Source organism: Vibrio sp. LaRot3, assembly GCF_027587025.1.
Taxonomy (GTDB): domain Bacteria; phylum Pseudomonadota; class Gammaproteobacteria; order Enterobacterales; family Vibrionaceae; genus Vibrio.
In genome coordinates, this window is record NZ_JAPPTI010000019.1 from 1 (window position 1) to 22107 (window position 22107).

The window sequence follows — 22107 nt, forward strand, 5'->3', positions numbered from 1 at the left end:
TTGTTTGTATTATATATGTAGTGTAAATGTCGTTACTAATGAGTTTTATCTCAATTTGAATTTATAAATGTAACTTTCTTAATTGGCTTTTGATTATGTGATGTACTCCCAAGGGTGAAGAGACTATATTCAATACTCCTACTTAAATGGAATTGATGCCGATAAAATTTTGGCTTGTTTTAGTGTCTGTTTGGTGCTGAGTAAGAATTGCTTGCTTGGTGCTAGTGCGTCTTTTTGGTAGAGAGAATATCATGTACATATTGTCATTATTCATAAATTTAATTGTTGTCATTTCACTATATACTGACCCCCATTACCAAGGGCTTGGTCATATTATGACGGTCGGATATGGTTTAAGCTTGTTTGGTTTCCTTTACCAATCTCTACGGATTAAGGCATTGGCCTATATCTCGATGGCAGGCTTTGTTTTCTTTGTTCCTATTGGTATTTTAGGAATCATCGGCGTTAGAAAAAGTATGGATGAGCATCAGAAAGCCGTTTTCTTGAAGGAGCAAAGCTGTGAGTGAAGTTGTAATTGAAAGTCCAGTAAAAGTTTTTCGGATTGATGAAAAAAGACTGCTTCCAGACGGATTTTTAGTGGTCCTTTTGGTAATCGCCGGCATTGTGGTTGCACCTGTCTGCTTTGGTATTGCATTGGTGAAATTAGCACTTCATGTTCATCTAAGGAGCTACGCGTTTCTGACCTTTTATAGTGATTATTCCGAGGTAAAACCTGGTCCTATGCGTTCTAGCTTCCTAATACCGAATAGTGCGATTATCTCAGTACGTCACGAGAAAAAGTCACTTGTTTTAGATGTGGTTCACAAAGGTAAAAAAGTGGCTAGAAAAATCCCTATCCACGTATTGACTGACTCAGATGTTCAAAGCGTTGTGGAACATTACCAAAGTATCGAGCGAAGTAACTTGGCTCGCGTTGAGTGAGCCCAGGTAGGTGGTATTTAGGGCGTTTCATTGTGCCCGTATCATTTGCGCCCAAAGATGGCCTATTGTCTAGGCCATCTTTCGTAACTTGTCGTTTCCCTTATTCACCTGAAGAAAGAAGCGCGGGGTTTATTACGAGGTTTCGGACACCGTGAGCATGATCTTCGTTAAATTCATTTCCTTCTAGCCACTTGGCTACACTAGCGATATTCACTTTATTTACTTTTGGTCTTACGCTCCATGTTACTTGAAGGGGAGAGCCTTTTTCGTTGTAACTAGGCCCAGTTGTTGAACCTGCGTATTGTACTGGTTTACCGGTGTTCGTTGGGATGTTGAATGCTTGGTAATAGCCATCTTTTAGATCAAATTCAGTTAAGCTTTTGAAATCTAGAGCACTGTCGTCATTCACTAACACTGATACTTGAGTTTCTACGCGAAGTTGTGGGTTGTTCAACGAATCGGAGAGGCAGGCACCGAGCGTCGCGCCAGGTGATAGTTGTGCTGTTGAAAACACGTAATGAACTTCGATTGTGTCTCCTGACTTTAGGTCACTGTTTTTATCTGCAAATGGTTTGAGTTCTTCGCTGCTTAACGAGCCGTTATATAAGTAACCAGTATTATGGCCTTTGCCGTCACCATTGCCTGCATATTTACTAAATTCGCCACCTTTGTGCTCAGCATTTTTGTGGAAATGGATATTACACAAATTCATTTTCGAGTAGTTTGGTGCTACTCCAAACTTGCGTGAGTTGCTGCCGATGAGGCTGTCTATATCCCGGGGCGATTGAGGGCCAAAGCCTTTACCTTTCGTGTTTTCCTGCAATGCAGCTCGTTGATGTTCGATGACGCTATCATCAACTGAGTTGGCTACCGCTGTTGCGGACAAGAAAATGATGGCGATTGAAGGGGCAATGAGTTTTGCGTCCATGTTTAAATTTCCTAATTTGAAGTGTTGTTGGTTTTATTCGTCTGACGGACAAAAAAGATACCTTTAATTGTCAAAGCTGACTTTTGAGACAGCGGTAAATGTGACTCTTAATGGCTTGCGAGTTTATTGTTATGTTTGTTATCGCTTGTTAGGTGTGAGTTATTACTTAGAAAGTGACAAGGAGTATTTATTACAATAACTTTCGGTTAGGTCGCATTGCTGAGAGATGTATTAGTTCTAGTGTCACTGACTTTAGGTGGCTGTGTTAAGTTGCCCTTCATTCACATATTGTTGTGGTCGAGATAGGGCGAGTTGTTGAATGAGGTTTCCGGTTAAAAGCTTATTGATGTTGTCCATGGCGTTTTTGGTGTCATGCAAGTATGAAAAGCCCAAACAGGTTTTTATTAACAGTGAGATAGCGGCAGCACAGGCCCCCTATGTCAGTACAGAGAATCGAGTAGAGCTAAACATTCCAAACCTAAATTGGGATGTGTTTACCCCAGGAGTGGATCGCGTGGGGTGGTGTGGTGAAGTGTCGATTCAAATGATTGCTTTGTATTACGGATACTACCATTCCCAGAAAGTCATCAATCAACTGGGTAACCCAAAACACCTCGATCTCTATTCCGATGAAATTGAACCCGTGTTAAAGAAACTGGGCTTTAAATACACGACGTATATTAACCAAAGCGGTAATGGTGTTAATGATTATGTTTTGTGGCTCAAAGAAAGCCTGAAAAATGAATCGCCAGTATTTTCGGGTGTGAAGAGAAATCCATCTTCCAATCCAACTTGGTTTTTAGACCACTTTGTAGTCGTTACCGGTTATGACTCTGGTGAAATCACTTATAACAGTAATAATCGAAACTATGGCAAGGTAAAAGTTGATGAAGTTGCTTTTTCTAGCTCTGCGAAACCATATACGTTGCGTAATCCTTCAAACTTCTTTTTTGGTTTCGCTGTCCAGGATGTAACGCTCAATAGCGCTGAACATGAACAGCAATATCCAGTAAGACTGTTTGTGCTAGGAGAAACGTCAGAGCAAGTGGATCTAACGGTGAGAATTGAAAACTTGTCAGTTGGAGAACAGTATCTAGTTACTCGGCATCAAGTCGACATAGAGTCCGGTAACATTACTGTTCAAGCTAAAGAATCAATTGAAGCAACCAAAGAAGTGATGCTATTGAACCAAATGTCTTTGGATAAACACAACAGTTACTATTACACCGTCACTAACAAAAGTAGGTTATCTAGTTAAGTAACTTAGTCGCTAAGAGTGCCATTTTTATAGTTTGTCTAATAATCGTTCGAACAGTTCTAGGTTGAGTACGGAGCTGTTATCAAGGTTAGAATAGTGTTGGTAGTCATTACCGACCACATTAAAGTCTAATAGCTCAAGGGATTCACTGTCGTATTCAGGATGGGTGGAGGACAAGAGCCATTTCCCCATTCCGTAGTTTCCGCTGACAATGGCGGCAGGTTGGCCTGGTAGTTCAGTGAAAGTGGCTAATACTTCATAGCCGTTGACGGTTTTAGGTTGGAAAACACAGCCTCCAATATAAAGTGAAGGGATACGTTCGCCTTCATACTCTAAGGTAACAATACGAGCGTTAGTGCCGTTGTAGTTGTCCCCTCGGCCATAAGCATCAATAGGGCCGATTGAGTCACCGGGGAAAAGTCTGAGTTCATTGTGCGCAATGATTTCGTGAGGAGCACCTTTAGCCCAATACGTAGTCTCACAAGCCATGTAAGCGCCCGCACAAATTCCCAAGTAGCTTCCGCCTTTCGCGATGTATTGCTTGATTAATTCATTAGCAGGGCCATTAAGCTTAGCGGCTTTGTATCGGCTCGCGCCTCCGGGCATAACAAAAAGACTGACATCTTTTGTTAGTGTCCCCTCAAGAATCTCATTTGCATTGACGAAGAAGACGTTTTCTTTGCCGCGAAGTTTGCCCAACGCATAGTAGAGAATGTGGTTGGCTGATACGTTGTCGGTATAGATCAGAGTCTTCATTTGCGTCACTCTCGCGGCAATTTATTTAGGTATGGTGGCTAATAAACGAAGGTTTATTACGCTCTCGACAGCAAACTGGCAGGGCGTGCTTTAGCAATCGCAGAGGTTAGTAGACCCGCAATAACCGCTTTCACGATATCTCCAGGAATAAACGCAGTCACTAATGCAGCGGCTTCAAGCGCGGTTTTCTTAAGAGCGATTGACATTCCGACAATACCGAAAACATACATGACTACAATGCCACCAAGAATTGAGGCTACAGTAGCTACTACGGCAATGTTACCGCTACGCCACTTTTCTACGATCAAGCCAGTGACAAATGCCGCTACTGGCCAACCGAATAGAAAGCCTGCTGCTGGGGATGCGAAAGCGCCTAAACCCCCATTGCCCCCAGACAATAATGGCAACCCTAAAGCGACAAGCAATAAGAAGAGTAGGACCGCTAGGCCACCGCGTTTAGCGCCTAAGATAGTGCCACATAGCATTATGCCAAGGCTTTGAGCTGTGATCGGGACACCAAAGGCTAAAGTGATTTTAGGCACCATGCCTAGTGCAGCAATTAAAGCCGCAAATAGAGCGGTGTAAGCGATGTTTTTTTCCATGTTAGTCTTTCTCCAAGTCCATAGTGCCACCTCTAGCGCGAAGCGCCTCGGCGACGTGGTCTGCGTCATCGAGTGCGACCACAGTAAAAGGTAATATAATTCGCCAGCCGGAACGTCGGTTCGAGCGTGCTTTCCATGCCCAAGAGAGGTTCTGCCCCTTGGTCAGTAGCACAGGCGTCATGCGAATAACTAAAGCGATTGCGAGCTCCAATGCTCTGGTGTTTAACCCTAGGCGTTGAAAAGGACGAGCAAGGTAGCGAACCACATCAATCATGTCTGATAAACGGGTCGTCATCGTAACGAGGTTGGCTAGTGCGATAGCAGAGACCAATCTAATTATTGTCGTTACGCCCAGCGTGATTTCTTGCGTCCAAATGTGCCAAAGGCCAACCACTAGAATAAACGGCCAAACGACAGTGATGTATCGTAAGCCGCTGGTAAAAAACGTTTTTCCCGGTAATGCGTATAGAACGAGTACCGAGGCGAGAAATAGGCCATGAAAGACGAGGTTATCAACATAAAAAAGCACCAAGGTGGCCAAACAGAGTGCACCTAGTTTGAGCCCAGCGCTCCAGTTATGTGCTCGTGTCTCAATCGGAGAGGATAGAGATATCATCACTGTCTCCAATTCTGTGCATCTCTGCGAGGTATTTCGGCAACACTTCATCTTTGTCGCCGATAGCTGCAATTTTTCCAGCTTCTAGCCAAAGTAACTGGTTGTAGTTTTCTAAATCATTCGGGTCATGGCTAATATGAATCAAACTGCCCGGGAACTGTTCAAGATAGCGTTGAAGTTGCTTCTTAGTTGGAATGTCTAAACCGGCAAATGGCTCATCAAGGATAATGAGGTTTGGTTTCATTGCTACTACGGCCATTAAACAGACGAGGTGCTTTTGCCCTTGTGAAAGCGCTGAGGTATGCACATCTCGCCAGTGTTCTTTACCAAATCCTCGCAACGTTTCTAATGCGGCCTCTTCTGCCTGTTTTTTCTGTTGCCCTAATTGGCGTAAGCCAAAAACGACTTCTTCTAAAACCGTAGGGAAGATAATTTGGTGATCAGGGTTTTGAAATAGCAGCCCAATCTCTCTGATTGCTGATTTTCTATCTTTGAAAGGGTTGATCCCGGCAACAGTCAGCTCGCCCGAAGAGATTTCAATTAGACCAGAAAGCACGCGAGATAAAGTAGATTTGCCAGAACCGTTACGGCCAATAATACCCAAGCGTTTTGCTTGTAGGTCAAAGGACAGGTTGTCCAATACCTGCTTTTCACCAATATCTAAGCAAATATTCTTTACCTTGATTGATGTCGCCGTTTTGTCTTGTGGGAGAGTCTGGGTACTACTGTTCATATTGAGTTAGCATACCGTTACTCTTGTTGAATAATGGCATTATTTCCTAAACGTAATTCAGCCTTATCAGGCGATAGATAAAAGAGTTCATGGTTGATACTCACTTGTTGCGCATAGTAGCAACTAGAAAATGCGTGGTAAACCACAGAAGTACAAGGGAAATGAGATTATAGAAGCGGTCGGATCTGTTGAGCATAACTCAAAGTAAAAACCGTGCTGTGATTGGTATAAATAATCGCCATCATGTTTGTGGGCCAAATTGTGATAAACAAGGGTTGGTTCAAATAATTGCCAACACGGTTGCGTATGATTATGCCATCATATTGATTCTATAAAGTATTAACAAATAAGGCGTAATTTGTGTCTATTTACGTGTTGAAGTCTAAGTTCCAAAATCTACTCCGTCCCATTGTTCGTCAGTTATACAAGTTTGGTGTCACTGCAAATCAAGTGACTTTGTTTGCCATGCTTGTTTCTATCGCAGTCGGTACTTTACTCGCGCTGAACATCGAACACGCAAAACTGTTTTTTATCGTCCCTGTTTGGATGTTTATCCGTATGGCACTTAATGCGATGGATGGCATGCTTGCGCGAGAGTTTGGTCAGAAATCGCCATTAGGTGCTTATTTCAATGAACTCTCAGATGTTATTGCTGACACTGCGTTATTTGTGCCTTTTGCGCTGCTAGTCGGGGTAAGCCCGATTTTGGTATTGAGTATTATTTTCTTAGCCACCTTGAGTGAATATACCGGAGCGTTGGGATTAATGGTTGGCGCAGACAGACGTTACGATGGGCCAATGGGTAAGAGTGATCGCGCGTTCGTATTTGGCGCTTTGAGCTTGTTTTGGGGGTTGGGCGTAATTTCAGCTTGGTGGGTGAATGTAGTGCTTGCTATTACATTGCTGCTTTTACTTGTCACCATCACCAATCGGATTCGTAGCGGTATAAAAATCGGCGCTAAAAATAGTCAAGAGGCATAAGCATATATGAATACTGTAAATAAGTTAGCAGAAGAGCAAGTGTGTGAGATGAATGCTTTTATGACTCATGATGGTGTTGAGTTGAAGTATCGTCACTGGCCTAGCAAAGCGGTAGGCTCTACTAAGAAATCCGTGGTGATGTTTCATCGCGGGCATGAGCATAGCGGTAGAATAGCGCACCTCGTTGACGAGCTGGGTTTAGATGACTTTGATTTCTTCGCGTGGGATGCCCGAGGTCATGGTGAATCTCCAGGTGAAAGGGGTGATAGCCCAAGTTTTGGAACCAGTGTTCGAGACATTCAAACATTTATGGCTCACCTAGAACAAACCCATGGCTTAATAATGTCTGAGACGGTGGTGATTGCACAAAGCGTTGGGGCGGTAATTGCCTCTACTTGGGTACATGACTATGCGCCGGATATTCGAGCTTTAGTGCTAGCCTCTCCAGCTTTTAGCATTAAATTATATGTCCCTCTTGCGATACCTAGTTTAAGACTAATGCAAAAAGTGAAAGGGAATTTCTTTGTAAATAGTTACGTAAAAGCCAAATTTTTAACTCATGATGAGCAGAGAGTGCGCTCATACGAGCAAGACCCTCTCATCACTCGTCCGATATCGGTGAACATGTTGCTCGGTTTGCATGATACGGCGAAACGTATTGTTGCAGATGCAGCGGCGATTACTGTACCGACACAGATATTAGTCTCAGGCTCAGATTGGGTCGTAAGGCAGAAACCGCAACAAGATTTTTATGATCGTTTGGGTTCACAAACGAAAGAACTGCATATTTGCCACGGCTTTTATCATGACACGTTAGGTGAACGTGATAGAGAGGGGGTAGTTAAGAGAATTCGACGTTTTGTCACCGAGCAATTTGCCAAGCCGCATAACGTTAAATCACTCATTAATGCGGATAAAGAAGGTGTATTTTGCGCAGAAGCCGAATCTTTGTCGATGCCTTTGCCAGCAAACTCTTTGAGAGCTAAATTTTGGGATATGTATCGAGCTTCAATGGCTTACGGAAGTCGGTTTTCTGAGGGTATTAAGCTTGGTTTTGATACCGGTTTCGATTCCGGAAGTACCTTGGATTATGTCTACCGCAACCAGCCTCAAGGCGAAGGTCAGTTTGGTAAACTTATTGATAAGATCTACTTGCAGTCAGTAGGTTGGAAAGGTATTCGTCAACGCAAAGTTCACCTTGAAGAGCTACTTAACCAAGTAATGGCAGAGCTCAAAACTGAGCAGGGTGAAGTGAGATTGCTTGATATTGCAGCAGGCCATGGCCGTTATATCTTGGAAGCGATAGAGCAATCGCAGACCAAGCCAGATAGTGTGCTATTGCGTGATTACAGTGATATTAATGTTCGAGATGGGAACACGCTAATTGAAGAAAAAGGCATGGATGACTACGTTAACTTTGTTAAAGCAGATGCTTTTGCTCAGCAAAGTTATACTGAGTTGCCGTTTAAGCCAAACTTAGCGGTGGTGTCAGGGTTATACGAGTTGTTCCCCGATAACGATATGATTCGTACGTCACTTGCGGGTATTGGTGAGAACGTGGAAGAGGGCGGTTACCTTGTTTACACAGGACAACCTTGGCATCCTCAGCTAGAGTTGATTGCTAGAGCGTTGACGAGTCATCGAGATGGCCAAGCATGGGTAATGAGACGTCGAAGCCAAGCGGAAATGGATCAGCTCGTTGCGCAAGCGGGTTTTAAGAAGATAGAACAACGAATCGATGAGATGGGTATCTTTACGGTATCGATAGCGCGAAAAGTATCCGATAAGTCTTAATTTAGGTTAAAAAACGGAGCACAAGGCTCCGTTTTAGTTGATGTTACAAGTTCATGATTTTCTCGAACTCTTCATCTGAGTATTTCTTCTCAGTGCTCTTAGTCAGGTCGGTCATCATTTTATATCTTAGGTCTGTTGCCATGTTCAAGGTGCGAATCAGCTGACCATAGGAGAAGTCTGACGCCATGTTCAGAGCGGCTTGTTTATCGGTTTTGTAAACGGTTTCTAGCGTTGAATCAAGGTGTTGAACTTGCTTGTAAAGTTTGCTCTCTTCCTTATTCCATGTTGCTTTAAGCATAGGTAGGTACTTGTCTTGATTCGCGGTTGCCAATGCAGTCAAACTACGGAACTGCCAGTATGCCGACTCATCACTATAAGTATCGTCACCGACTTGGTAAGCTTTCGGGTAATCTTGTAGTGTAGTGTATAGCGGGACTAATACTGACTCTGGCAATACACCAAAGCTTTGCCAAATCAATCCTTGTAGCTCTTGAGGCATCTCAGGACGCAGTTGAATAATATGCGATTCTAGCTGTCTTTCGACGCGAATAGGGCGTTGACCTTTTTCTTCAAGGCTTGTGCCTTCATAAGTCGCGCTCAATACTTCCGCCACATCATTAACTGAAATTTTCTGATCGGGTTTTAAGAATAGAGGATACTGTTCCATTCTTGTTTTTTGCTTTTTGGAAGGGGTCAGCATTTTCTGACCCAGCCATTCGCGATCAACATTATATACGTCAGCAATCACGCCAAATGCTTTAGCAAAGTTGAAAGATTTCTTATTTGGTTTTGCTAAGAGTTTCTGTTCTTGAACAAACTCGAACAGGTTGGCTGAGTGTACAACATCCTTACTATCAAGGTTTACGCCGTGAACACGCAATCCATTGGCGATCATTGCGTAGCTGTCGTTAGGTACTTTGACTGCAATCCAGTGGTGGCCTGAACCAATTTCAAATAACCACGCTTCATTGACGTCAGCAATGTATAGGCTATTCCCTTCGCCCGCTCCATAAGTTTCGATGTAGTGACCGAGGAGATCAACGGCATGTTTGGCGGATGTTGCTTGAGGAAGGATCAGAGTAGGAATCACGGCTTCGATAACACCGTTGTCGTTGAGCGGGTCGATTTTAGCGACGCGCTCGTTTATTTCAGCGCTGGTGGTCGCCGAAATAGCGACATTGTGTTCGTTAATGCCGCGCTCTTCGTAAAATTTGCCCTCGTTATTGACGGTATGTGCGTCCCAATCCGGAATAGCGGAGTAAGCGAAAAAGTGTTTTGGCATAGGAACGACAAGGCCATTACCTAAGTCCCAGTCTCCGGCTTCATTGTCTTGCGCCGGGCGGAACTCTAAATGCTTGTTCCAGTTGTTAATACCGAAGTCTTCATTGCGGGCAATCATAATACTGCCATCTGCTGAAGCTCCTTTACCGACAATTAAACCAGTACAAGCGAAAGCACTACTACTAACTGCGAGAGCCACTGCACTCGCTACAAATGTTACAGACCAAGTTTTCATACTAACTCTCCAAAGTTATCTATGAGAAAAAACAAAGTTCATGTCAGTTGTATTTGCGAAGCTAGGGAATCTTGTCCCTTTATTATTATCATTCTGTGAGAATGTTGTGCTTCGAGTATATGGAGTAATGTAACTGCTTATTGACTATTCGATCACAAAATTGACCTGAATAATTATTTGATAAATATGCAGTTTTTGGTTTTTTCATAGTTATAACTTACCGCATGAAGTTACAGTGTTTGTGATAATGACTGAGATCAGATTTTATTGTCTATCGCTGAAAATAATTGATAATTAATGAAATAATCGTGTCATTGATAGAAATAAAGAAATAGACCATGTCAGAGACAGATTCACGTTTAGTTGATGCTAGAAACACCTTAGCGTTTTTAGAAAGCAAGCTTGCAGAAGAACCCACTCCAGCAGCCGTTTTAGCGGTGTCAAATGCGATGATTCGAGTGGCTTACGCCTATGATGATATTGGGGATAGCCGAGCGGAAAACGACGTTTATCAGCAGTTGATTGAACGTTTTTCGGGAGAGGAAGATACCGACGTTATAAAAAACGTGCTTGAAGCCTACTTGAACAAAGCAATTAATCTTGCACATCGGATTCCTCACGATGGCTGTGAGGGGCATGAGTTTTTTAAACAGGCAATTCATGCCGTAACGAGTATTGAACACCCTAACAGTCCTGTCACGCTGCATAAGTTAAATTGTTACCATGCGGGTTTTCTTGCGGATCTAGGCGAGTTTGAAAAGGCACTAAGCCTTTATTCAGAGCTGACTGTAGTCATCGAACAGAGCGATCTTGAAGAGAAAACGGTAGCGGCGGAATCACGTCTTCATGCGGGGTGTCTGAAGTTATCTCAAAGTGATTTTGTTGGCGCTAAGCATGAATTTAATCAACTACTTAGCGTTTACGACAAAGGTCGGGTTGATTCTAGAAGTGCGATCTATCGTCACATTAAGCGCGCTAAAGACTTTGTCGCTTCGATAGAGCAAATCACAGAGTTAGGGTTTGATTGGGCTCAGTTGTCCCAACAGATAAGAGTGACACCGACACCAGATTTGCTTGAGCTTGCCTACCAGCATTTGTATGCCTTTTCTCTTGTGAACAACCATAGACGAATGGCTGATTTTGCGACCACTTACTTAGATGCAATATCGACCACGACTGTTAAGCTAGAGCAATTAGGCGAGAGCTGGCAGGGCTTGCTAGACCTGATGTTAGAACAGGCGAGCTATCTTTCTGATGTCGCTATGCTTGATGATATTTTTGTTCGATATACCAGTTTGGTTAAAGCTCATGATGTGGACGTTAAACAGCAACGATCTATGTGGCAATCAATCGCTCGGTCTTATTTGGCCATAGGTCATGCTGAGCGAGCGATTTCTATTTATCAAGATTTTATTGAGCAAAACAAAGCATTTACCGATGCAACCAGCCATCAGTATATTGCCCGTTCGATGTATAACTTAGGTGTTGCGCTGGGTAATGTATCTCGCCATCAGGAAGCGCTAGAGTGCTATCGACGTCTGCTAAATCGTTATCAAGGTGATTGTGAGGACGACCGTATTCAAGAGATGGTCTATCTGGCAAAGAAAAACAGTTACTTTGCCGCTAAATCTGCACATAAGCAGACATTTGTTACAGTTAAAGAAGAGCTTGTACAAAACGATTTTTCTGATGAACAGCAACTGCACAATTGGTTAGCCGCTACCCAGCAAGCCTTCGATTGGGGGCTGTATGACGATGCGATTGACGTTGCAGCCTTGGCTTGCCAACGTTTTGGAATTAAAGGTGTTGATAGTGACTACTATGCTGCAGATGACTACGGTTTGGCTGACGAAGATGATTGGTTAGAGGAATGGGAAGGAGAAGGTGGCTTCGATGAAGAAGGCGTGGTTCGTCCGAATAAAAGAGCACAAGCCATTGCAACACAGCCGCTCTTTGTGCGCGAATGCTTGAGCGCGTTAAAGTTACTGCTCATCGAATCTGTGAAAAACTGGAATAACCTATCAGTCACATCATCGGCTTGCGATAGCGTACTCTATGATGCAGTGTGCTCTTTAGTTGAAGTTCACAACCCTCAGCAAAGCGATGTCTTATATTCGAATTACCTTGATGGTTTAGCAGAAGCGCTGGAATATGCGGAGCGAGAGTGTTACTCGACTCGCGAGTATCTGAAAGCCATCGAGAGCATTATTCCTGACTCATCTTGGCCTGAACAATTTGCAGTTCGATATGCAAGGCTTTGTTTTTCATGGGCTAAGTTGAATGATCGAGCCGATCAAGAGCAGGCGGTTGCGATGGTTAATAAAATCACAGAACAGTTTTTGTTGGCTCAGTCTCCCGCTCTAGAGGCAAGCGTGATCCATGTATCAATCTTTAACACTCGTTATCTCGAAACTCGCCAATCCATGCAGCAATTGAGCGCTTGTTGGCAGAGTTACCTATTAAAAGAAACAAGTGTTGAGGAATCTCGCGCGTTGGCACAGCTTTGTATTAAGCAAGTTGAATTAGCACAGGAACTTGATGACGAAGGTGAAATGAAGCGATGGATTACAAATTATCTAGGCTATTTCTCAGATGTTGATCTTTATGGATATCAAGGTTTGGAAGAGATGCTAACGATTTTAGAAGATTTAGAATAAAGGGTTTGAATCAATGATCGATGCAACGATTAACTATACCGAGTTTAAGCAACGTCTTGTTTTAAGTAAAAGTGAATATTCGCTTTTCCAGCAAGGTGAAATTGGCGCTGTATTTAAAGATGTGCAGGGCACGGAGTGTATCCCTCATCTATATTTTCAACCCATCAATTTGACGGAAAGAGAAACGGAATATCATTTTTCGGAACTGCTGCACGAGTGCTACGAAGCCCACCTTGAGATGATAGAACAGTCGCTGCAAGAGCGAGAGGAATACTGGGTCATTGAAACCACATTCGCCTTGCGCAGTGACGGTGAAATTGAACGACTGGAAGGTTTAGAGTTTATTTATCCTGATGAAGAGTTCACTTACCGATACCAAGTTCTAAACTCGATGGCGGATTATCGTTATTTTAATATTGCCGATAAGCCTTTGCAGATTGTCGAGCACGAAGGCTGTGATTTGACTGGTAAAGCTCTAGAAGTACCGCTTGTCGGTTCTTATATGTGCCCGACGTCCTAAAATAGGATTGCAAAGTAATAGAATGAAATGAAGCACTGACACCTTGGCGGTATCAGTGCTTTTTATTTAGCAATCGTCAGTGATAGGTGTATAGATGACGTTGCCGTTTCCACTGTCAGGGTAGTAGACTTCAACGTAACACAAATTGCTGCTGCTTGGTGAGCGGTCAGTAAATCCAATTAAGAAGTAAGGTTCGCCAACATGGTCTACGCCATACCATGTGCGGATCGTAAATCTTGGATCTAGGCCGCTTAACTCTTCTGCCGCTTCTACATATTTGATCAGACCAAAGTGTCCAACGACATCGTTGATGCCATCATTATCAAGGTCGATATTCTTCATGTTACCATCATTGACGTCTTGTTGGTTCTGTAACACCGCTTTTGTATAGACTTGGTAATTGATCGTTGCTAACGCATCTTTCGCCCCCAGTAATGTGGCGATGCGCGCTTCTTTTGCCACATTAAGGTAAGCAGAGGCTGCCGTTACGCTTAAAACTGCAAGCACGACAATCACTACCACCATTTCAATGAGTGTAAAGCCTTTCGCTTTTCCCCGATATTTTAATGATACATCCATAATTCATTGTAATTAATAGGGTTATGGCGAGAGGATACGAATCCAATTTATGAGCGTCTATTGTCTTACTTTCAAAACAAGATCTGTGGCTCGCAAGTGAGAAACGGCATTTAGAGTTTACACTCTATCGTTTCGTATATGAGAAAGGTGAGAGGGCGTTTATTATTTTACTGATAACAAAACAGCCGCTCATCGAGCGGCTGTTTTTAGTTCTAAGCGTAGAAGCTGAGATTAGTCTTCGTTGCGACGGCTACGGCCATGGCCACGTTCGCCACGGTAGTTACCGCGGTTGTCGCCACCACGGTTGCGGTCGAAACGACGCTCGCCATCGCGACCACCACGGCCACCTTCACGGTTGCCACGGAAACCACCTTCGCGGTTACCGTCACGGTTGCCATCACGATTACCGTCGCGGTTGCCACGGTAGCCGCCTTCACGGTTGCCATCGCGGTTACCACGGTAACCACCGCCATCGCGACGACCACGACCACCATCACGGCGACCACCGTCACGACGGCCACGAGGCTCGCGGAAGTCATCGAAGTCACAAACTACTGCGCCAACTTCTTTCTGGCGAATACGTAGCTTGCTTAGTTTGCTTGCTGCGTCAGAGCTCATTGCTTTTGGTAGCTGAACGTAAGTTTCACCTTGCGCTAGTTTGATAGCACCGATAGAACCTTTCGTTAGGCCAAGTTCGTTAGCTAGTGCACCAACGATGTCTTTAACTTGAACGCCTTGCTCACGACCAACTTGAAGCTGGTAAGTATCCCAGTCTTGGTTGTTGAAGCTACGACGAGCGCCATCGCGGCCACCGTCACGACCGCCTTCACGGCGTTCTTTACGACGTTGCTTGTCACGCTCAATCGCTTCAATCATTGGGTCTTCGCCGATGTAGAATAGAGGGCGCTTACCTTGTTGACGCTTAAGTAGAATCGCTGCAAGTGTCGCTGCATCGATTTCTAGAGATTCTTGTAGCTTCTCTACAAGCTCAGAGAACTTGTCTAGTGCTTTGTGCTCTTTATCAGCTTCAAGCTCTGCACCTAGTTTAACTAGACGAGCTGCTGCTACTTCATCACGTAGTGGAAGTTGGATTTCTTCCATTGATGATTTAGTTACGCGCTCGATAGTGCGAAGCATGCGGATTTGGTTTGTGCGAACGAGAAGGATCGCTTTACCTTTACGACCAGCACGGCCTGTACGGCCGATACGGTGAATGTATGACTCAACATCAAATGGGATGTCGTAGTTGAATACGTGCGTGATGCGTGGCACGTCAAGGCCACGAGCAACAACATCAGTTGCAACTAGGATATCGATAACGCCATTCTTGATGTGATCTACCGTACGCTCACGTAGTGACTGAGGGATGTCACCGTGTAGTGCTGCGGCTTTGAAGCCGCGTGCAGATAGCCAATCAGCTAGACGCTCAGTATCTTGACGAGTACGTACGAATACGATTGACGCGTCAGTTTCTTCAGTTTCAAGTAGACGAGACATTGCTTCGTCTTTCTCTACACCTTTTACAACCCAGAACTGTTGTTCCACTTTATCAACTGTGTGGTTTTTACCAGCAACGTCGACAGTGATTGGGTCACGTAGGAAACGCTCAACAATGTTTTTCAGCATTGGAGGCATAGTTGCAGAGAATAGAACGCGCTGTGCAGATGCAGGAGCGTGCTCCATGATTTCTGTTACGTCGTCAACAAAGCCCATGTTCAGCATTTCATCTGCTTCATCAAGGATGAACGTATCAACTTCGTCTAGGTGTAGACGGTCACGGTTGATAAGGTCTTGAACACGGCCAGGAGTACCTACAACAATGTGTGCGCCATTTTTAAGAGCACGCATTTGGTCAACGATAGAAGCACCGCCGTAGATTTCTAGAACTTTAAGGCCAGAAATGTTCTTACCTAGGTTCTTGATTTCAGCTGCAACTTGGATCGCTAGCTCACGAGTAGGAGCAAGAACGATAGCTTGTGGCTTACGTTGAGATAGGTCTAGTTTGTTTAGCAACGGAAGAGAGAATGCTGCTGTTTTACCTGTACCAGTTTGAGCTTTACCTAGGGCATCTTTACCTTCTAGAAGGTGAGGAATAGCTGCTGCTTGGATAGGAGTTGGAGAAACGAAGCCCATGCTATCAAGTGCTGAAAGAATGGCGTCGTTTAGTGCTAATTCACTAAATTGAATTACAGAATCTGTCATTGGGATCCCACTAAATTAAAAACAAAAGGTCCCACGAGCTCTACAAATTCCAATACAAATCCAAGCTCAATCGCTGAATCCATTCAGATGCGGATAAGTGTTAAAACGCATCAAGCCGCTAGGGACGTCTAAGGGAGGCGGATTATTCCTTAAAAGCATAAAAAAAGCCAGAAAAAATTGAAATTCATCACAATTTTTTCTCGAAAGAGACGTTTTGGGGCTAATCCATGTCACATAAGTAGGATAACGTTACTTATTTGCGCATTTATTGTTGGTTTATAAGGCGAACTAAATGGTGCTTTCAGTAGCTTGGTCAGATTGCGAATGTTATAGTGACGCCAATTTTGTTAGTGAAAAAATAAAGATGTTCCAAGATAACCCTCTACTGGCTCAACTCAAGCAGCAAATTCAAGAAAACCTACCTAAGAAAGAAGGCACCATCAAAGCAACTGAAAAAGGCTTTGGCTTTCTAGAAGTAGACAGCAAAACCAGCTTCTTTATCCCACCACCATATATGAAGAAATGTATGCATGGCGATAAAGTAAAAGCGATCATTCGTATTGAGAAAGATCGTGAACAAGCTGAACCAGAAGAGTTATTGGAACAAGGCATTACTCGTTTCATTGGCCGAGTTAAGCTATTTAAAGGCAAACTTAACGTAACGCCGGATCATCCGCAGCTGAAAAAACTATCGCTAAAGGCTAAGACGCAAAAAGGTCTGAAGAGTGATGATCTAAAAGAAGGTGATTGGGTTGTTGCTCATCTTACTCGCCACCCATTAAAAGGTGATAATGGCTTCTTCGCCGAGATCTCTGAGAAGATTACTGACGCTGATGACAAAATTGCGCCTTGGTGGGTAACTCTAGCGCAAAACGATCTGCCGAATAGCGAGCCAGCGGGCATCGATAATTGGGAAATCAAAGACGACGCCGATTTAGAACGTGTCGATATGACGCACGTACCGTTTGTAACCATTGATGGCGAGTCAACCAAAGATATGGATGACGCCTTGTACGCGAAGCAGCTAGAAGACGGCAGCTTTGAGCTAACGGTCGCGATTGCCGATCCTACCGCTTACATTACGCCAGACTCTGAGATGGATAAGGTAGCGCGTGAACGCGGTTTCACTATTTACTTGCCGGGCCGTAACATTCCTATGTTGCCACGTGACCTAGCGGATGAGCTTTGCTCTCTGATTCAAGATGAAGTTCGCCCAGCGCTATGCTGCACAGTAACGGTAGCGAAAGATGGCGTAATTGGCGATGACATCAAGTTCTTCGCTGCGAACATCAAATCTCATGCTCGCTTGGCTTATGACCATGTCTCAGATTGGCTTGAAACTGGCGAATCTAAAGATTGGCAGCCAAGTGATGAGATCGCACAAATCGTGGCAGACTTGCATAAGTTTGCTCAAGCTCGCGCAGAATGGCGTGAGAAGAATGCCGTTGTATTCCCGGATCGTCCTGACTACCGTTTTGAGCTTAGTGAAGACAACGATGTTGTGGCCATTCATGCTGACTTGCGTCGCAGTGCAAACCGTTTGGTTGAAGAGTCAATGATCACTGCGAATATCTGCGCAGGTAAGACTCTACAAGCGAGCTTTAACTCTGGCGTGTTTAACCATCATGCGGGTATTAAAGCTGAAAAGATTGCTGACGTGATTGAATTGGTTAACCCACAAGGTGATTTGCCATTTACCGCTGAATCTATTGCAACTCTAGAAGGTTTTGCTGCAATGCGTCGTTGGTTGGGTGAGCAAGATACTTCATACCTAGATAACCGCATTCGTAAGTACCAAACGTACAGTGAAATTGGTAATCAGCCATTGCCGCATTACGCGATGGGTCTTGATATCTACGCGACATGGACCTCACCAATCCGTAAATATGGCGATATGATTAACCATCGCATGTTAAAAGCACACATCCTAGGCAAAGAGCCAGTTCAAACGGCAGATGAAACCGTGGGCGAAGAGCTTGCTCTGCACCGTAAGCATCATAAAATTGCTGAGCGCAATGTGGGTGACTGGTTATATGCACGTACTCTTGCAGAAGATCCTGCAAAAGAGACGAAGTTTAATGGTGAGATCTTCGATATTAACCGCGCAGGCATGCGTGTGCGCTTGTTAGAAAATGGCGCTGCGGCATTCATTCCTGCTTCGTTGATTCTGGCAAACAAAGAGCGTCTAGAGTGCAACGGTGAACAAGGTATGGTTCTTATTGATAAAGAAACAGTATACCGTTTAGGTGACACGCTAGAGGTGGTACTTGCAGAAGTCAATCAAGAAAACCGTAACCTAGTGGCTAAGCCAACCCAAATTTTCGCCGAGCCAGCGAAGGTAGAGCAGGCAGCACCTAAAGCTGAATAAGCTCGATATCAAATGAGTCATTAAACATCCCTCGACAGTGTCGGGGGATTTTTTTTATGCCATGCATTAAATAGTACCCCATTCCTTTTGTTTCAAACTTTGATAGACTTCCTCATCTTGCAATGGTTTGGTGTGGCAGATGACAGGAATATTAGATAGTACGGCAAATTTAAGGCGCAGAGTGTTAAAAGGTCTGTGTCTCAACTTGGGGTTTGCTGCGCTGGTATTAGGCCTTGGTAATCTATTTTTCTTTGAAGTAAAAGCACCAATGTTGGGCGTTCTAGAGCTAGGTTATTGTTCACTTTCGTTCTGGATGCTGCTAGACATCAAGTCTAAGCCAGTAAGAGGGTGGTTTTTACCTTGCCACACTTTTATTTTAGCAACTCTAGTTATATATGGGACGACCGTACATACCATCCAAAGTATGTTGTTTTTATGGTCTTTGGCATTGCCAACAGTTTTCTATCTAGCTTTGGGTAAACGTGTCGCCGTAGTTACAAGCGCTGTTTTTCTTGTCACTGAAACGTGCATCGTTATCGGCGCTCTTTCAAACACAGTAATCAACCCAGAGATGGTATTGGCGAATTTTTCGCTAGCTTATGTATGTGTATGGGTTATCTCGCACGTTTATGAAGCCAGCAGAGAGAAAGCCGTCAACGAATTAAGGCACATGGCACTGCATGACCCTTTAACTCAAGCGTTAAATCGCAGAGCATTAGTCCACCAACTTAAACATCAAGCAGGCTCGATTGATTACCTATTGATGTTTGACGTTGACGATTTTAAGCACATCAATGATTCATTGGGACATGAAGGTGGAGATGACGTACTTAAAGCGGTCGTCGAAAGGTTACAAAACGCGTGTGGCCCAGAACACGTGTATCGAACCGGAGGTGAAGAGTTTATTGTCACTATCGGGGATAACTTGCCTAAAGATGAATGCATAAATTGTTTTGTACATCAGATTCAGTCGGTTATCGGCGACTCTTCGATTGTGGCTTCTAAAAATGATATACACGTGACGTTTAGCGGTGGTTTGGTTAAAAATGCACATTTCCTCTCGGAAGACCAAATCTTAACTGGCGCGGATGAAAACCTCTATCTCGCCAAGAAAAACGGTAAGAACCGAGTCTTCTATCATGAATCGCTATTAGATACTCAACATTGCCTTGGTGCATAGATGTACAGCAATACATCATGGAGTTTTCTTTGATGGTATCTGCGGCCTTGTCATTCCTGATTATTGGGTGATCTGTTGCACAAAAATAGATAATTTATTGATCTTTTAAGAAATTGAGAGCGTGAGTCACGTATTATTGCCCGCTATTAAATAGGCCTTACTTTATAAACAATGTGAGGCCTTTTTTATTTCACCCCAAGCAAAACCAATAACAACGCAGTAGGCTAATGCATGGACCAGTTTGTCTTAATACTAAAGATCGGTATTTTGGTCTTTTCTCTGTTCGCAATGTTGTCGTTTAAAGGCGAAAAATCAAATGCGAAGCAGGCGACCAAAGAATTACTTGATGATGATTTTACCACTCCCGCGAGTGCTCATGAGCTCGATATTCTTCGAGATGTTCATAATATAAAAACAACCGAAACCATCTACACCGCTGTCATTGAAGGCGACCTCGTTATGAGAGAGTTGAGTTCAAATATGGGTGGGGGTGAGCAGCTTATTACCATTGGCGGCGTAATGGTTGAGTTGCCATATCATGAAATAATAGCCTACTTGGAAGAGACCGCGTTTCCGCCTGAAAATATTATGTGTAAAGTGGCTTCGTATGACGGCAAGGTATACGTTCTAACACTTCAAGACTACTGGTTGGGTTCTGGTGAACAGCAAACAGGACATGACGCACAGTATGTTGTGGAACCGGGTGCCGAGTTCGAATTAGATTCTTCGGTAGCCACAGAACCGAACTCAACATATCCAGCGAGCAAACCTGCTCAGTCTGAAATCAAAGTGGAAGAAATGAAGTCCAATGTTGAGGTCTTGAGTGAGCGAAAAGCGACAGAAGTTGAACAGTGGTATTTTGACCCGGCAAAACCAGGTTTTGGATGGATGGCGGGCGTTATTGCTTTAGGTCTACTCTTTGCTTTCTTCATTGAAGACGCGAGCCCTGATAGCGCTGGTGTGATCGTATTCTTCTACTTGTTTATCACAGTGATTCTATTGTGGTTGTGGAACAAAGGCGCTAAGCGAGTTCGCCAAGAGTACACCATTACTAAAATGCGCGGTGAGATAGAGTCAATCAACGATTACCACGAGATTAAGTGTATTCGTATCCAGCGTCCGACGAACTGGAAGAAGTACGATGAGTATTCGATTCCAGAACAATGGTTGGATAAGACGCCATTGAATAAAACCACGTCCTTTGAAGTTTGTGTTGAACTTGGTCAAGTAGTCAGTGTTCAGCCGTATTATTCGATTGAACAGCAAGCAAAGACGACCAACAAATCTGCAAACTTGCACCTTAGATATATGGCGTTGAGCTTTATTGTCTCAAGTTTATTCTTCTTCATGTTCATGGGGCCAGCTAAGCTTACGACTATTTTTGGCATGTTGTCCCACCCAGAGTTAGATCCTATTGCAAAGCAAAGCCAGTTTGTTGAAGCGGCTAATGTTGGTCAGCGAGTTTCAATAGAGTCAATCGCTGCTGTGTGTGCTGATAACTATACCTCTAGCTATAACTCAGGGGTTTGTTCTAGCTATGGTGTGTTTGATGCCTTACCGCAAGTGGATATTAAAGCGATCAGTGAGCCGTTCATTGTTAAGCTGTGGCATATCAATGATGATGTGCCAAAGCGCAGAATTGGCAATAGCGCTTACTTAATGCTTTCTTCTTACGCACGAATTTATGGTCAAACACTTGAGCCACAATACAACATCGTCTCTATCAATAGAGCGGCGATTGCTAAGTGGGCTAAGTGGGTTGAAATTAATCCAACGCTGAAAGGTTTCAAGCAGAGTAAGCAGGAACTGGTAAGACTTTGGCAGTCGTTGTCTGAAGATGAAAGCTGTGAAAGTGATGCATGCTGGCAAGAAATTCTGGCGCATGATCTTGAAGATGTTGGCGAGAATGATTACGTCAAACGTTACAAAGTGAGCGATTTGATGGCAATGAAAGGCGAAGCGGTGGATATCGTTATTGCTCAGTGGATGAAAGCGGTGAACGATGCTCAGAAGCAAGCGGCATCGCAATCGAATGTCGTTGTGCACTTAGTTAACCATGACAGCGAGCCAACAGCATGGGACAAACTTAAAGAATACCGCGGTAGTGGTAACGCAGTAAGCAGTGATAAAACGTTCAAGCGTCGCTACCTTGAGGGCGTGATTAAGATGGTGACTGAGCAGCAATCTCTCGCATTAGATTATGGCGTAGTGGTTGATGTGGCTGAGCAAGACCAACAAACGCATTTGTACGTTGATACAAGTTATACAGAAGACAAGTTTGTTAAAAACCTTATTCAGTTAGGCATGGTTTTCGGTCTATTACTGATCGGTTTAATCTTGGCGCTACTGGCTTGGATGGATGCAAGATCACTGCACGCTAGTAATAGTTCTAAGCAGACGGCTTGGGTATCGTAAGTTGCAATACTAATTGTTATAAATCAAAGGGCTCGTAAGAGCCCTTTGTTGTATCCATTG

The 22107-nt window shown here is 43.8% G+C and carries 18 protein-coding genes; 10 read left to right on the top strand and 8 right to left on the bottom strand.

Annotation, left to right across the window (positions count from 1 at the left end; translation table 11 throughout):
• The first annotated feature begins 251 nt into the window (after window positions 1-251).
• Together OH461_RS19370 and OH461_RS19375 are read left to right on the top strand one after the other, a co-directional pair.
• Entirely contained in the window at window positions 252-527 is a 276-nt protein-coding gene (locus OH461_RS19370) for a hypothetical protein (RefSeq protein WP_270022177.1), read from the top strand.
• Window positions 520-942, top strand: coding sequence for a hypothetical protein (locus OH461_RS19375; protein ID WP_270022178.1), 423 nt, complete (start codon window positions 520-522; stop codon window positions 940-942). The genes OH461_RS19370 and OH461_RS19375 overlap by 8 nt, the downstream gene beginning before the upstream one ends.
• Before the next feature lie 100 nt (window positions 943-1042).
• Here OH461_RS19375 and OH461_RS19380 read toward each other — a convergent pair whose 3' ends face one another.
• On the bottom strand, window positions 1043-1870 hold the full coding sequence (locus OH461_RS19380; RefSeq protein WP_270022179.1) for a delta-class carbonic anhydrase: 828 nt from the start codon (window positions 1868-1870) through the stop codon (window positions 1043-1045).
• A 319-nt stretch (window positions 1871-2189) separates the two neighbouring features.
• Here OH461_RS19380 and OH461_RS19385 point away from each other — a divergent pair, with 319 nt between their 5' ends.
• A complete protein-coding gene (locus OH461_RS19385; protein WP_270022180.1) occupies window positions 2190-3128 on the top strand; it encodes a hypothetical protein in 939 nt (312 codons plus the stop codon).
• A gap of 27 nt (window positions 3129-3155) precedes the next feature.
• Here OH461_RS19385 and OH461_RS19390 read toward each other — a convergent pair whose 3' ends face one another.
• The 4 genes from OH461_RS19390 to OH461_RS19405 are packed head-to-tail and all read right to left on the bottom strand — an operon-like array spanning window position 3156 to window position 5835.
• Window positions 3156-3884: a BPL-N domain-containing protein gene (locus OH461_RS19390; RefSeq protein ID WP_270022181.1), complete on the bottom strand. Its 729-nt coding sequence runs from the start codon at window positions 3882-3884 to the stop codon at window positions 3156-3158.
• A gap of 56 nt (window positions 3885-3940) precedes the next feature.
• A complete protein-coding gene (locus OH461_RS19395) occupies window positions 3941-4486 on the bottom strand; it encodes a biotin transporter BioY (protein WP_270022182.1) in 546 nt (181 codons plus the stop codon).
• A gap of 1 nt (window position 4487) precedes the next feature.
• Window positions 4488-5102, bottom strand: a complete 615-nt coding sequence (locus tag OH461_RS19400) for an energy-coupling factor transporter transmembrane component T family protein (protein ID WP_270022183.1) — start codon at window positions 5100-5102, stop codon at window positions 4488-4490.
• Entirely contained in the window at window positions 5077-5835 is a 759-nt protein-coding gene (locus OH461_RS19405; RefSeq protein WP_270022184.1) for an energy-coupling factor ABC transporter ATP-binding protein, read from the bottom strand. The genes OH461_RS19400 and OH461_RS19405 overlap by 26 nt, the downstream gene beginning before the upstream one ends.
• A gap of 360 nt (window positions 5836-6195) precedes the next feature.
• Here OH461_RS19405 and OH461_RS19410 point away from each other — a divergent pair, with 360 nt between their 5' ends.
• Both OH461_RS19410 and OH461_RS19415 read left to right on the top strand, forming a co-directional pair.
• Window positions 6196-6816 carry a CDP-alcohol phosphatidyltransferase family protein gene (locus tag OH461_RS19410; RefSeq protein WP_270022185.1) on the top strand — a complete coding sequence of 207 codons (621 nt, stop codon included), beginning with the start codon at window positions 6196-6198 and terminating at the stop codon, window positions 6814-6816.
• 6 nt (window positions 6817-6822) lie between these two features.
• On the top strand, window positions 6823-8610 hold the full coding sequence (locus tag OH461_RS19415; protein ID WP_270022186.1) for a bifunctional alpha/beta hydrolase/class I SAM-dependent methyltransferase: 1788 nt from the start codon (window positions 6823-6825) through the stop codon (window positions 8608-8610).
• Window positions 8611-8653: 43 nt separating this feature from the next.
• Here the strand turns inward: OH461_RS19415 and OH461_RS19420 are convergent, their stop codons facing one another.
• On the bottom strand, window positions 8654-10126 hold the full coding sequence (locus OH461_RS19420) for a C69 family dipeptidase (protein ID WP_270022187.1): 1473 nt from the start codon (window positions 10124-10126) through the stop codon (window positions 8654-8656).
• A 338-nt stretch (window positions 10127-10464) separates the two neighbouring features.
• Between OH461_RS19420 and OH461_RS19425 the strand changes: the two genes are divergently transcribed.
• Together OH461_RS19425 and OH461_RS19430 are read left to right on the top strand one after the other, a co-directional pair.
• A complete protein-coding gene (locus tag OH461_RS19425) occupies window positions 10465-12783 on the top strand; it encodes a tetratricopeptide repeat protein (protein WP_270022188.1) in 2319 nt (772 codons plus the stop codon).
• 13 nt (window positions 12784-12796) lie between these two features.
• Window positions 12797-13303, top strand: a complete 507-nt coding sequence (locus OH461_RS19430; RefSeq protein WP_270022189.1) for a hypothetical protein — start codon at window positions 12797-12799, stop codon at window positions 13301-13303.
• Between the two features lie 66 nt (window positions 13304-13369).
• On the opposite strand, the gene OH461_RS19435 is transcribed toward OH461_RS19430, so the two are convergent.
• Window positions 13370-13882, bottom strand: a complete 513-nt coding sequence (locus tag OH461_RS19435) for a prepilin-type N-terminal cleavage/methylation domain-containing protein (protein WP_270022190.1) — start codon at window positions 13880-13882, stop codon at window positions 13370-13372.
• Between the two features lie 231 nt (window positions 13883-14113).
• Window positions 14114-16084, bottom strand: coding sequence for a DEAD/DEAH box helicase (locus OH461_RS19440; protein WP_270022191.1), 1971 nt, complete (start codon window positions 16082-16084; stop codon window positions 14114-14116).
• Between the two features lie 364 nt (window positions 16085-16448).
• Here OH461_RS19440 and rnb point away from each other — a divergent pair, with 364 nt between their 5' ends.
• The 3 genes from rnb to OH461_RS19455 all read left to right on the top strand — a co-directional run bounded on the left by rnb (window position 16449) and on the right by OH461_RS19455 (window position 22047).
• On the top strand, window positions 16449-18452 hold the full coding sequence (gene rnb / locus OH461_RS19445) for an exoribonuclease II (RefSeq protein ID WP_270022218.1): 2004 nt from the start codon (window positions 16449-16451) through the stop codon (window positions 18450-18452).
• 139 nt (window positions 18453-18591) lie between these two features.
• Window positions 18592-19632, top strand: a complete 1041-nt coding sequence (locus OH461_RS19450) for a GGDEF domain-containing protein (protein WP_270022192.1) — start codon at window positions 18592-18594, stop codon at window positions 19630-19632.
• Window positions 19633-19863: 231 nt separating this feature from the next.
• On the top strand, window positions 19864-22047 hold the full coding sequence (locus OH461_RS19455) for a hypothetical protein (protein WP_270022193.1): 2184 nt from the start codon (window positions 19864-19866) through the stop codon (window positions 22045-22047).
• The last annotated feature ends 60 nt before the right edge of the window (window positions 22048-22107 follow it).

Excerpts from the sequence above, each read along its gene's own strand:
- OH461_RS19425 (WP_270022188.1), top strand. The coding sequence starts at position 10,465 with ATGTCAGAGACAGATTCACGTTTAGTTGATGCTAGAAACACCTTAGCG.
- OH461_RS19370 (WP_270022177.1), top strand. The coding sequence starts at position 252 with ATGTACATATTGTCATTATTCATAAATTTAATTGTTGTCATTTCACTA.
- OH461_RS19380 (WP_270022179.1), bottom strand. The coding sequence starts at position 1,870 with ATGGACGCAAAACTCATTGCCCCTTCAATCGCCATCATTTTCTTGTCC.
- OH461_RS19385 (WP_270022180.1), top strand. The coding sequence starts at position 2,190 with ATGAGGTTTCCGGTTAAAAGCTTATTGATGTTGTCCATGGCGTTTTTG.
- OH461_RS19435 (WP_270022190.1), bottom strand. The coding sequence starts at position 13,882 with ATGGATGTATCATTAAAATATCGGGGAAAAGCGAAAGGCTTTACACTC.
- OH461_RS19430 (WP_270022189.1), top strand. The coding sequence starts at position 12,797 with ATGATCGATGCAACGATTAACTATACCGAGTTTAAGCAACGTCTTGTT.
- OH461_RS19440 (WP_270022191.1), bottom strand. The coding sequence starts at position 16,084 with ATGACAGATTCTGTAATTCAATTTAGTGAATTAGCACTAAACGACGCC.
- OH461_RS19420 (WP_270022187.1), bottom strand. The coding sequence starts at position 10,126 with ATGAAAACTTGGTCTGTAACATTTGTAGCGAGTGCAGTGGCTCTCGCA.
- OH461_RS19405 (WP_270022184.1), bottom strand. The coding sequence starts at position 5,835 with ATGAACAGTAGTACCCAGACTCTCCCACAAGACAAAACGGCGACATCA.
- OH461_RS19390 (WP_270022181.1), bottom strand. The coding sequence starts at position 3,884 with ATGAAGACTCTGATCTATACCGACAACGTATCAGCCAACCACATTCTC.
- OH461_RS19400 (WP_270022183.1), bottom strand. The coding sequence starts at position 5,102 with ATGATATCTCTATCCTCTCCGATTGAGACACGAGCACATAACTGGAGC.
- OH461_RS19415 (WP_270022186.1), top strand. The coding sequence starts at position 6,823 with ATGAATACTGTAAATAAGTTAGCAGAAGAGCAAGTGTGTGAGATGAAT.
- OH461_RS19395 (WP_270022182.1), bottom strand. The coding sequence starts at position 4,486 with ATGGAAAAAAACATCGCTTACACCGCTCTATTTGCGGCTTTAATTGCT.
- OH461_RS19455 (WP_270022193.1), top strand. The coding sequence starts at position 19,864 with ATGGACCAGTTTGTCTTAATACTAAAGATCGGTATTTTGGTCTTTTCT.
- OH461_RS19450 (WP_270022192.1), top strand. The coding sequence starts at position 18,592 with ATGACAGGAATATTAGATAGTACGGCAAATTTAAGGCGCAGAGTGTTA.
- rnb (WP_270022218.1), top strand. The coding sequence starts at position 16,449 with ATGTTCCAAGATAACCCTCTACTGGCTCAACTCAAGCAGCAAATTCAA.